This window comes from Modestobacter sp. KNN46-3 (genome assembly GCF_011039295.1).
Window position 1 is genome coordinate 1 of the sequence record NZ_JAAKGN010000157.1, and the last position, 10,975, is coordinate 10,975.

The following is a 10,975-nucleotide window of genomic DNA, read 5'->3' on the forward strand; positions in this document are numbered from 1 at the left end:
GGTACGTGGACTCGTCGATCACCCTCGTCGTCGGCAACCGTCCAACCACTGCCGTGTACAGCGGCCAGCTGGCCCTGGACCTGGACGAGTCCCAGTACGAGCGCGGCCACGGCCCCTGCCTGCACGCCGCGACCACCGGGGAACTCGTCGAGATCACCGACGCCCGCAGCGACACCCGGTGGCCCGACTACATCTCCCGAGCGGTCGAGCGCGGCAGTCGCAGCTCGCTGTCGGTGCCGCTGCCGATGACGGGCCTGCAGGCGGGGCTGAACGTCTATGCCACCGAACCGCGCGCCTTCGACGACGACACCCGGACGGCCGCCGAGGAGTTCGCCCGCGCAGCGGCGGTCAGCATCAGCAACATGCACGCCTACCAGACGGCCCGGGACGTCGCCGACAACCTGGAGGTGGCCATGCAGTCCCGCTCGGTCATCGACCAGGCCAAGGGCATCCTCATGGAGCGGCACGAGCTGACCGCGGAACAGGCGTTCCAGGTCCTGGTCCATGCCTCGCAAGGGACCAACAGAAAGCTCCGGGAGGTCGCCGATCACCTGGTGGCGACCGGGGAGCTCGTGCAGCCGCGACACCGCCGGTGAGTCGCTGAGCGAGCGACGTCCAGATCACCCGCTCCGGCGGCCCTGAGGTCCTCGACGTCGTGGACCTCCCCGACCCCGTCCCCCGCGAGGGCCAGACCCCGCTACGACATCTCCTCGTGCGGGGCGGACTCAGCCGGCACCCACCACCGGGCGTCCTGCAACTGACCTGGTCACTCGGGAGGAGCGACCAGGTCGGTCGGTGCAGTCAGAGCCGCAGCGTCAGCCGCGCGGCACAGCCCCCAACAGCATGGTCCGGATCGCCAGCTGCAGGGAGTCCTGCAGTTCCAGGTGCAGGACGGCGAGCGCCGGTTCGGCCTCGTAGGCGGCCCGTACGCCGGGCGGCGGCGAGCTGTAGGGCGCCAGGGCGCCGGCCAGGACCATCGCCTGGAAGCAGAACGTCTCGGCCGCGTCGCCGAGCTCCGGCACGTACCGGCGCAGGAGGTCGGCCGCGGCGGAGAGCCGGGTCAGGGCCGTGCGCTTGTGGCGCGTGACGACCTCGACGGTGACGTTGCGCTCCAGGACGCCGCCCTGCGCCCCCACCAGGTCGCACAACACCCGGTTCCCCGCCAGTGACCGGGCCAGCACCGCAGACAGCTGCTCGGCCCGCGGCTCCAGCGGCAGACCCGTGTCGATCCCGGTGGCGAGGTCGTCGGTCAACTCGGCGAGCCAGTCCAGCAGCACGGAGTCCATCAGCTCCAGCAGCACGCCTTCGCGGGAGTCGAAGTAGCGCAGCACGTTCGACTTCGCCAGGCCGACGCGGCGGCTCAGCTCGTTGAGGCTGACGTCGGCCACCGGCATCTCGTCGAGCATGGCGGCCGCCGTGGCCAGGATCGCGCGACGCCGCACCGCGCGCTGCTCCTCGCTGCGGGCCCGATGGAAGGTCACGACGCGACCCTAGCATTTCAGACCACCGGTCTCTTGACAACAGACCAGTGGTCTCTTAGCGTCTTCCGACGTAACAGACCACTGGTCTCTTCAGGAGGACGGCATGAGCACAGACTGGACGACGCGCGACATCCCCGACCAGCACGGCCGGGTGGCGGTCGTGACCGGCGCCAACACCGGTCTGGGCTTCGAGACCGCCAAGGCCCTCGCCGCACGGGGCGCCGCGGTGGTGCTCGCCGTGCGGGACGTCGACAAGGGCCGGCAGGCAGCGGCCCGGATGGCCGGCGACGTCACCGTGCAGCGGCTCGACCTGACGTCGCTGGAATCGGTCCACGCGGCCGCGGCCGAGCTGCGCGCCGCGCACCCGCGCATCGACCTGCTCATCAACAACGCCGGGGTGATGTACACCCCGAAGCAGACGACCCGGGACGGTTTCGAACGGCAGTTCGGCACCAACCACCTGGGCCACTTCGCACTCACGGGGCTGCTGCTCGACCTGCTGTTGCCCGTTCCTGGTTCGCGCGTGGTGACGGTCAGCAGCGTCGGCCACCGCATCCGTGCGGCGATCCACTTCGACGACCTGCAGTGGGAACGCGCGTACTCCCGGGCCGGCGCGTACGGGCAGTCCAAGCTCGCCAACCTGATGTTCACCTACGAGCTACAGCGCCGGCTCGCGGCGCACGGCACGACCACCGTCGCTGCGGCCGCACACCCCGGGGTGTCGAACACCGAACTGGTGCGCAACTCCCCCACCGCGGTCCGGGCGCCGATGGACCGGCTGGCTCCGTTCCTCACCCAGCCGGCCGCGATGGGCGCCCTGCCGACGCTGCGGGCCGCGACCGACCCGGCCGTCCTCGGCGGGCAGTACTACGGTCCCGGCGGCCGCGGCGAGGTCCGCGGTCACCCCCGGCTCGTCACGTCCAGCCCGGAGTCCTACGACCTCGCGGTCCAGCAGCGACTGTGGGCCGTCTCCGAGGACCTCACGGGCGTGACGTTCGGTGTCTGAGCACCCCTCGTCGACGAGGTGCCTCGACCTGTCGATCCCGCGCGAGTTCCTCCGAGCGCCCATGACGATCGGTGCTGTCGCGGCCAGCGGGAGAGCGCTGACCCGCGCCGCCATCGCACCGGTCCCAACGGGCGCAGCTGTCGTCGTCGTCGAGCTGGGCCCTGGCACCGGGGTGATGACGACAGCCATCGAGCAGCGGCTCGCTGGACGGGGCCGACAGCTTGCGATCGAGGTCAACGCACGGCTGGCCAGGGCTCTGTCCACCCGGCACCCAGCCGTCGCGGTGGTCCAGGCAGACGCCGCCGAGCTCGGCACGGTGCTCACCGACCGCGGCATCGCGCACGCCGACGTCGTCGTCAGCGGCCTGCCGTGGGCCGCCTTCCGGCCGCAGCAGCAAGAGCAGCTGCTCGACGCGCTGGTCACCGGTCTCTCGCCGAATGGCGTGTTCACCACCTTCGCGTACGTACACAGCCGGTGGGACGCCCGCCGCCCGGCGGTTCCGCCGGGAACTGGAGGCGCGGTTCGAGGAGGTGCTCATCGGCCGAACCGTGTGGCGGAACCTCCCGCCCGCCCTCGTGTACTACGCGCGCCGGCCCGTGACAGCCAGGCGAGGCACGGTCCGCGATCAGCTGATGATCCGGTCGGCGCGCCGGAGGTCCTGGATGAGCTCCTCGCGACTCTGTCCGTCGACGTGATGGCGCCACATCGGCGTGCCGGGGGCGCTGCGCCAGGATCCGCTCAGAGGGCTGTTGTCGACCGCATCGAACCCGAGATCGTCATAGAAGCGGGTGACGAGCTCGACGGCGTCCGGGAAGTCGCTGGAGACGACCAACGCCTTCCGGTCGCGTGCACCGGCTGGCCTGGCCAGCCGGAGCAGGCCAGGCAGCTCGTCGCTCGGGACGCGGATCGGATGGCGCGCGTGGAACTGGACGTGCGAGAAGGCCTTCACGACCTTCGACGCGGGCAGCTGCTCCTGGCGCAGCTCGTGGATCGTCGTGCGGCCGAGATCGACCTCGGGGATGTGCCCGTCACGCCAGACCATGTAGTTGTTGTTGTCGATCACGACCTTCCCCCGGAGCTCCTCGACCGGTAACCGGGCGGAGGGTGCGTAGGGGAACGCGGTGACCGCGAAGTCGGCCGCCGCCGCGGCCTCTGCTGCGTGCGCAGCCCGCGCCCGTGGGCCCAGTTCGCTGATCAGGCCTGTGAGCGACTCGGGGCCTCGCGAGTTCGCGATCACGACGTCGTAGCCGGCCGTGATCGACGCCCGGGCGAGCGTGCTCCCTGCCTGCCCGGCGCCGAGGATGCCGATGGTCGTCATGGTCGGAGCTCCTCGTCTCGTGGGCCGGCCCCGGCCTTGCCTCCTCGCGAGGCGCTCCTCGACCTCGGGCATCGCTGGGAGGCCTCGCGGGTGCTCACCAGGGCAGTTCCCCGGCCTCGTCCTGCAGGGTCCCCGTCGGGCCGTCCGGGCCCGAGGTGACCAGCCGCACGACGACTCGGGCGCTCGCCTCGACCGGTCGCCCGATCCCGAACGCCGCGGTCATGTCGGTCGCGGTGGTGCCCGGCTCGAGGGCGTTGAACCTGATGCCCGGGTGTGCCTTGGCGTACTGCACCGTCAGCATGGTGGCTGCGGCCTTGGACGCCGAGTAGAGCGCGAGCGGCAGCCCGAACTCCGGCCGCTCGGGGTTGGTGACCGCCCAGAACGACCCGGCGCTGCTGGAGATGACGACGACGTTCGGGGTCGACGACCTGCGGAGCAGGGGCAGTGCCGCCTCCGTGACGCGCACGATTCCCACCGCGTTCGTGTCGAACGAGCGCAGCGCCGCCGGGCCGTCGAGCCCGGTCTCCAGGACGCCCGCGTTGTGGACCAGGACGTCGAGGCGCCCCTCGGCCGCGTCGATCGCCGCCAGGGCGCGGCCTACCGACGCGTCGTCGGTGACGTCCAGCTGGACGGATCGCGCCCCGATCTCGGCGGCGGCCTTCTCGCCGCGCTCGACGTCCCGCGCGCCGATGTAGACGATGTGCCCCAGCTCCACGAGCTGTCCGGCGGTCTCGAACCCGATGCCCTTGTTGGCGCCGGTGATCAGGGTGACGGTCATGGCGTCCTCTCGCAGTGGTCCGCCCGATGGGGCCGTCGTGGACGCTATGGACCGGGAACGGAGTCACCCAGAGCCCTCTGCAGCCTGGGGTCTGACAGTGCCCCCGCTGATCACTGCCGGCGGCCTAGGGTCGCTGGCGTGGACGAGTCGGCGAATCCGCTCGGGGCCTTCCTGCGTGCCCGGCGCGAGCTGGTGACGCCCCAGCAGGCGGGCATCCCCGACGGCGGTGTGCGGCGGGTGCCGGGACTGCGGCGGGAGGAGGTCGCCCTCCTGTCCGGCATCAGCGCCGACTACTACCTCCGGCTGGAACGGGGCCGCGACCGTCACCCGTCCCTGCAGGTGCTGGAGTCCATCGCCCGAGTGCTGCAGCTCGACGACGACCACTTCGCCCACCTGCTGACGCTGGTCGCGGAGGTCCCCCGGCAGCGGAAGCGCCGGCCGCGCAAGGAGAACCCGCCGGCGGGAGTGCTCAAGCTCCTGGACTCCCTCGTGCAGCCGGCCTTCATCGAGGACCGCTACTTCGACATCCTGGCCGCGAACCGCATGGCGACCGCGCTGTCCCCCGGCCTCGCCGTCGGGGGGAACCAGCTGCGCGACCTGTTCCTCGATCCCGGCCAGCAGGCGCTGCACCCGGAGTGGGAGCGCGTCACGGAGTGCTTCATCGCGAACCTCCGGCAGGCCGTCGGCACCGACGGCGACGACCCCCGGTTCATCGAGCTCACCGGCGAGCTGACGCTGGCCAGCTCGCGGTTCCGGCAGCTGTGGCCACGGCACGAGGTGCGCCGACAGTGGGGGACGCCGATCCGGCTCGACCACCCCCAGGTCGGGGACATGACGCTCAACCGGGAGCGCCTGGCCATCAACGGCACCGACCACCTGATGCTGGTCGTCTACCACCCGGACGCCGGTTCGGATGCCGCGGACAAGCTGTCGCTCCTGGCCTCCGCCGCCCTGCCCACGTCGGGCACCGAGCCCGACGTCGCACGGCGCAGCTGACGACGCCGCCGAGCAGGAGCCCCACGACACCACGCAGGCCGGCCGGCAGCCGAGCACCTACGGTCGGGACGTGCGTGCTGTGCAGCTGACCCGCTTCGGCGGCCCCGAGGTCATGGACGTCGTCGACCTCCCCGACCCCACTCCAGGCGACGGCGAGCAGCTGTTCGACATCAGCTCGGCGGGGGTGAACTTCGCCGACACCCACCACCGGGTGTCCGGCAACTGACGTCACGCACGGGCCCGTCGTCCCCACGCAGTGCGCCGCAGCGCCCGGGGGATGGCCGTCGCGGTCAGCGAGCTACCGCACCGGCTCGACGCGCAGCCCAGCGGACCGCCCACCGGCACGCCGCCTCACGCCGGTTCCTCCGCGGCCCCGACCGCACACTGTCACGGCCCCGCGCGCTGACGCGCAGGTCGGTACCGGTCAGCAGGTCCTGAGGTGCTCGGTCGTCCCGTCGGAGGGCGACGGTGCCGATGACCGCGGCGACCAGGCCGGCCCACAGGACCAGTGGTGCCACGACGACGAGGCCGGGCAGCTCGGCGGCCCTGTCACCGGACCACCGCGAGAACGCAGCGACGACGAACCACGGCCCCGAGACCAGGACGCCCCGCACGAGCAGTGCACGACGTGCGGCGGGGCGGCCGTCCCACTGCACCACTGCGGCCCGCACCAGGCGCTGCCCGGGGGTCGCGCCGCCGGCGAGGACCGGGACGGCGACGAAGACGAACAGCAGTGAGACGCCCAGCCCGATCAGTGAGCCGCCGTCGAGGAGGCCGACGAGCAGGAAGTCGACCGCCGCAGCGGTCGCTCGGCGCAACGGACCGGACCGGCCCGAGCGCGCCGCCCCGTGGCCCGGGTGCGGCACCACCACGACCGCCGGCGCCAGCAGAGCGCCGATGAGGGCGCCGCCGACGTTGGTCAGGACGTCGTCGACGTCGAGGACGCGGTAGGCGCAGTCGTAGAGACCGAGGACGCCGCTGCCCTGGACCGCCTCGATCGCCGCGGAGGCCGCCAGTGCGACCACGAGGACCCGGGGAAGCGACCACCGGAAGGAACGCCGGAGCAGCACACCACCGGGGACGAACATCGCGACGTTGTAGAGCAGCTGGAACAGGGCGGGACTGGACAACGGGGAGTGCCCCTCGGCGAGGTCGCCGCGAACGGCCCCGACGAAGGCGAACGGCTCCAGGTTCCTCCCGACGCAGACCACGTCATCGGGTGACGGCAGTGGGAGCAACGTCAGCGCGACCACGAAGACGGCGTAGACGGCGAAGAGGTAGAAGCCCGCCGCACGCCCCCGGTCGACCACCCCGAACCGTCGGTACTGCACGACCAGCACCGGGACGGCCAGAACTCCCAGCGCCAGCAGGGCGAGGACCGCGCCCAGGCTGAGCTGCCCGCGGAAGGCGTCGAGCACCGTGGTCACATCGGCTCCCTCGTCGACCGTGCATGTCCCACCCGCATGCCGTGCATCCCCCCGGACCGGGCGTCGGCGCCCGACGTCCGTCTCGGCCGCCTCGATGCGTGCACGAGGCCGGTGGTCAGGCCGCAGCCAGGGACAGCCCGGCCAGGCCGGCCATGCCCACCACGGCGAGTCCGGAGAGCGCGAGCAGGGCGCGGTGGTCGAGCATCACCGCGACGAACTCCCGGAGGTAGGCGCTGGGCCAGTAGTAGAGCGCGGTCGGGCAACCGATCGCCTGGGCGTCGATCCCCAACCGCCGCGCGAGCAGCGCCGCGCGAGGAGCGTGGTAGTTGCTGGTGACTATCAGGTAGGGCCCCGGCACACCTCGTTGCTCCAGCAGCCGCGCGCTGAACCGGAGGTTCTCCCGCGTGTTGCGTGACCGGCCCTCCACGAGGACGTCCTCGTCGGCGATGCCGTGCCGGCGCAGCCACTCGGCCATGGCGACTCCCTCGGCGCGCGGCTCGTCGGGGCCCTGGCCACCGCTGGGGACGATCGGCAGCGCACCCGTCCGTCTCCTCCGCTCCTCGACGGCGGTGACGGCACGGCGCAGGCGCGCGGCGAGCAACGGCGAGACCTCCCCTCCGACCAGACCGGCCCCGAGCACGATGACTGCTCGGGCCTCGGCCCGCCGGGCGAGCCAGGCGTAGAGCGCGGTGTGCGTCGCGAAGGCCAGGAAGAGCAGGCCGGCGCAGGCCTGCGCGGTCAGCAGGCCCACCGCCAGGGCACCGGTCACGGGGTTCTCGTGCCGGAGCAGAGCGACGAGGACGACGGGGAAGCCGATCATCGACAGCCCTGCCAGCAGGGAGAGGGCGTTGGCCAGCGATCTGCTCTCCCGGCGCAGCACCAGGACACCGTCGACGACCAGGAGCAGCGGCAGCAGGGCCAGCCCGAGCCCGACCAGTGCTGCCACCGCGAGGAGGACGACGCCGGTGACGACCTCCAGTTCGGTCGACCGCGCGGTCAGCAGGGCGACCGAGCCCAACAGGTAGTGGACGAGGAGGACCACCAGGACGCCGTTGCGGAGGGCCCGCGGGTCCCTCCGCAGCGACCAGAGCAGCGCTGCGCCCACGACGAGGACCCCGAGGAGCGGAGCCAGATCCCGCGCGGCGAACTCCGTCGGCGGGCCCACTCCTCGATCCAATCACCCCGGTCGCGAGCGCGTGCAGCGCACTCGGGCCACTCGGGCGATGTGCAGGTGGGCGGCCCCTAGGGTGCGGTCATGCCGGTCGGGAGCCCGTACCGCCGCCTGAACCGCCGCGTCAGGGCACTGCCCGGACTGATGTCCCGTGCGCCGTCGTGGGTGCTCCTCCTCGTCGGCGTGGTGACCACGGCGCTCGGCGTGCTCCTGGCCGTGCGCCCGCTCAGCTCGTTGACCGTGCTGGGTGTCTACATCGGCCTGAGCTGCGTCGTCTCCGGAGTCGGTGACCTCGTGACGCACCGCGACGGTGCCGGATGGCGGCCACTCGTCAGCGGCGCCGGCTGGGTCCTCACCGGCGTCGCCGTCCTGGGTGGCTCGGTCGGAGCCTCGAGCTCCTCGGCCCCTCCGTTGCCGTCCTGCTCATCGCCAGTGGCGCCGTGCGGCTGCTCGACCTGCGCCGCGGCCCGACCGCGGACCGGGCGCTGTCCAGCGTGTTCGGCCTGTCGGAGATCGCGTTCGGCGTCGTCGCACTCGCGTGGCCCGATGCCACGCTGCTGGTCGTCGCGTTCCTGTTCGGCATGCGCACCGCCGCCTTCGGTCTCTCCCTGCTCTGGCGAGGAGTCGCACGTCGAACCCCCTCGGGTGCCCGGCGGCCGTCCCGCGGCCCCGCCGCCGTGAGGTGGACGGCCGCAGGCGTCGTCCTGCTCGTGGCGGGCACGACGTTGGCCGTGAGCCACGAGCTCCGGCAGGGCATCCCGGTGCTGGACGGCTTCTACGACGCTCCGGACGCCCTACCCGACGAGCCCGGGCAGTTGCTGCGGGTCGAGCCGTACCGCGGGGACCTGCCGCCGGGGCTCGAGGCCCACCGCATCCTCTACACGACGACCGCGGACGACGGCGTCCCCGCGCTGGCGAGCGGTGTGGTCGCGGTGCCCGCCGAGCCCACGGGCCGGCCGGTCCCCCTGATCGCCTGGGCGCACGGCACGGTCGGTGTCGCGCGAGCGTGCGCGCCCAGCCTGGGCCGTGACGCCATCTCCACCGAGGGCATGCCGGCCATGGACACCCTGGCCCGCAACGGGTGGGGGATGGTCGCCACCGACTACACCGGCCAGGGCACCGAGGGGGACTTCCCGTACCTGATCGGGCAGGGAGAGGGGCGCTCGGTCCTGGACGCCGTCCGCGCCGCGCACCAGGTCGCGGACCTGGACCTGTCCCGGGAGACGGTCATCTGGGGGCACTCCCAGGGAGGCCACGCCGCCCTGTGGGCCGGCCAGCTCGCCCCGACCTACGCGCCGGACGTCGCCGTCGTCGGGATCGCCGCGCTGTCGGCGGCGAGCGACCCCCTGACACTTGCGCAGATCGTCACCGCGCACCCCGGCGCCCTCGGCGCGAGCCTGGGCATCTCCTTCGTGGTCGCCGCGTACAGCCGGTGGTACCCGGACATCTCCCTGGACGACGTCACCCCGGCGGCGCGGACGCTCGTCCGGGAGGCAGCCGCCCGCTGCACCAGCGAGCCAGGGAGCCTCGTCACCGTCCTGACCGGCGTCGCGGTCTCCGCGGACACCCCGATCCTCCGGACGGACCCGACGACCGGCGCGATCGGCCGCCGACTGCGCGAGAACGTGGCGCCGGGACCCTGGGAGGCACCGCTGTTCCTGGCCCAGGGAGGCGCGGACGAGGTCATCGTCCCCCGTCTGCAGGACGACTACGTGTCCCGGCTCTGCGCTGCCGGGCACCCCCTGCTGTACACGAGGTACCCCGACAGGTCGCACATGGGCGTGCTCGAACCCGACTCCCCCCTGAACGCCGACCTGGAGCAGTGGACGCGGGAACGGCTGGCCGGCCTCCCCCAGGCCAACAGCTGCCCGTGACCCACTCCGGACCGGGACAACCAGCGCTGAGCCGACGTCGGCAGCTCACGAGCAGGACGCCAGACCGTCCGCCATCCTCTGCATCACCCCGCGCATGATGCGACGCATCAGCCACCGGGTGCCCCAGCGAGCGGTGTAGCTGCCTGACCACCGGATGACCGTTCCCCCGGAGGACGTCTCGTCCAGTTCGATCACCGCGACGTAATCGGAGATGAGAGCACTGCGCACGCCCTCGTAGGCGAAACGCCGGGGAGGGTCGAGAGCGGTGATGCCCTCGATCGTGACCACCTTGCCGGTACGGAAGGCTCGGGTGGCGCCGACGCCGTCACGGCCATCGAGTGCCAGCCCCTCGGATCGTTCGAGGACCAGCTCATCGACGGTCGACCACCTGGGCCAGCTGGCCGGGTCGAGCAACCGCGACCACAACTCAGGGCGCGGGGCCGCCGACACTGCTCGTGCGGCATAGGTGAGCATCACGGCGCTCCTCGTGAGGTCATGAGACGACAGCGACAGGGCTCACCGGTCATGGACCTGACGCCGACCCCCATCTCGCCGGGACCTGTGCCGCGAGGCCTCGAGCCTGATGGGCTCCGACTCCTCGCAGGAAGTGACGATGCCTGAAGGCGGCGCACACGAGCGCTCCTCCAGGCCGGCCGACGGGTGACCGGTCGAGAACCCATGACCAGGATGCACGGCCCGGATGCCGGTCGCTCGTCGAGCCGACTCGGCGTCCACGACCTGCTCACGCGCTCGTCCCGACGCCCAGGAACCCCTCACCACACGCGTGGCGGGGTGCCCTGGGTCAAGTCCGCCGGCGTGGTGTGTGACGACTACCGCGTGATCTTCATGTCGGGTCAGGCGCTGAGCGCCGGGATAGTCGGCTGCGTGGTCACCTCCTGAGTGGTGCCGTCGGTGTCGGTGACG

Annotated in this window: 12 protein-coding genes; 5 read left to right on the forward strand and 7 right to left on the reverse strand. The window is 72.4% G+C overall.

Annotated features, from left to right (window positions below; all coding sequences use genetic code 11):
* Nucleotides 1–596 (forward strand): GAF and ANTAR domain-containing protein (locus G5C62_RS22360; protein WP_164702735.1); only part of this gene is annotated, 596 nt, incomplete at its 5' end.
* A gap of 219 nt (nucleotides 597–815) precedes the next feature.
* Here the strand turns inward: G5C62_RS22360 and G5C62_RS22365 are convergent.
* Entirely contained in the window at nucleotides 816–1,481 is a 666-nt protein-coding gene (locus G5C62_RS22365; RefSeq protein ID WP_164702736.1) for a TetR/AcrR family transcriptional regulator, read from the reverse strand.
* A gap of 103 nt (nucleotides 1,482–1,584) precedes the next feature.
* On the opposite strand from G5C62_RS22365, the gene G5C62_RS22370 reads away from it, so the two are divergent.
* Nucleotides 1,585–2,487, forward strand: a complete 903-nt coding sequence (locus G5C62_RS22370) for an SDR family NAD(P)-dependent oxidoreductase (RefSeq protein ID WP_164702737.1) — start codon at nucleotides 1,585–1,587, stop codon at nucleotides 2,485–2,487.
* Here the strand turns inward: G5C62_RS22370 and G5C62_RS22375 are convergent.
* From G5C62_RS22375 to G5C62_RS22385, 3 genes are all read right to left on the reverse strand, one after another.
* Nucleotides 2,462–3,025 carry a hypothetical protein gene (locus G5C62_RS22375; RefSeq protein ID WP_164702738.1) on the reverse strand — a complete coding sequence of 188 codons (564 nt, stop codon included), beginning with the start codon at nucleotides 3,023–3,025 and terminating at the stop codon, nucleotides 2,462–2,464. The genes G5C62_RS22370 and G5C62_RS22375 overlap by 26 nt on opposite strands.
* A gap of 87 nt (nucleotides 3,026–3,112) precedes the next feature.
* The gene (locus tag G5C62_RS22380) at nucleotides 3,113–3,805 is read right to left on the reverse strand and encodes an NADPH-dependent F420 reductase (RefSeq protein WP_164702739.1); all 693 of its coding nucleotides are present in this window, start codon (nucleotides 3,803–3,805) and stop codon (nucleotides 3,113–3,115) included.
* Nucleotides 3,806–3,899: 94 nt separating this feature from the next.
* Nucleotides 3,900–4,583 (reverse strand): SDR family NAD(P)-dependent oxidoreductase, encoded by a 684-nt coding sequence (locus tag G5C62_RS22385; RefSeq protein ID WP_164702740.1) that lies wholly within the window; start codon nucleotides 4,581–4,583, stop codon nucleotides 3,900–3,902.
* Nucleotides 4,584–4,721: 138 nt separating this feature from the next.
* Here G5C62_RS22385 and G5C62_RS22390 point away from each other — a divergent pair, with 138 nt between their 5' ends.
* The gene (locus tag G5C62_RS22390) at nucleotides 4,722–5,579 is read left to right on the forward strand and encodes a helix-turn-helix domain-containing protein (protein WP_164702741.1); all 858 of its coding nucleotides are present in this window, start codon (nucleotides 4,722–4,724) and stop codon (nucleotides 5,577–5,579) included.
* Nucleotides 5,580–5,649: 70 nt separating this feature from the next.
* Nucleotides 5,650–5,805: a Zn-dependent oxidoreductase gene (locus G5C62_RS22395; protein ID WP_164702742.1), complete on the forward strand. Its 156-nt coding sequence runs from the start codon at nucleotides 5,650–5,652 to the stop codon at nucleotides 5,803–5,805.
* Between the two features lie 64 nt (nucleotides 5,806–5,869).
* On the opposite strand, the gene G5C62_RS22400 is transcribed toward G5C62_RS22395, so the two are convergent.
* Both G5C62_RS22400 and G5C62_RS22405 read right to left on the reverse strand, forming a co-directional pair.
* A complete protein-coding gene (locus G5C62_RS22400; protein ID WP_164702743.1) occupies nucleotides 5,870–7,006 on the reverse strand; it encodes a VanZ family protein in 1,137 nt (378 codons plus the stop codon).
* Between the two features lie 115 nt (nucleotides 7,007–7,121).
* Nucleotides 7,122–8,171 carry a YdcF family protein gene (locus tag G5C62_RS22405; RefSeq protein ID WP_206330794.1) on the reverse strand — a complete coding sequence of 350 codons (1,050 nt, stop codon included), beginning with the start codon at nucleotides 8,169–8,171 and terminating at the stop codon, nucleotides 7,122–7,124.
* 446 nt (nucleotides 8,172–8,617) lie between these two features.
* On the opposite strand from G5C62_RS22405, the gene G5C62_RS27630 reads away from it, so the two are divergent.
* Nucleotides 8,618–10,051, forward strand: coding sequence for a lipase family protein (locus tag G5C62_RS27630; protein ID WP_241176064.1), 1,434 nt, complete (start codon nucleotides 8,618–8,620; stop codon nucleotides 10,049–10,051).
* 45 nt (nucleotides 10,052–10,096) lie between these two features.
* Here G5C62_RS27630 and G5C62_RS22415 read toward each other — a convergent pair whose 3' ends face one another.
* Complete coding sequence (locus G5C62_RS22415) at nucleotides 10,097–10,525, reverse strand: SRPBCC family protein (RefSeq protein WP_164702745.1); 429 nt, start codon at nucleotides 10,523–10,525, stop codon at nucleotides 10,097–10,099.
* Between the last annotated feature and the right edge of the window lie 450 nt (nucleotides 10,526–10,975).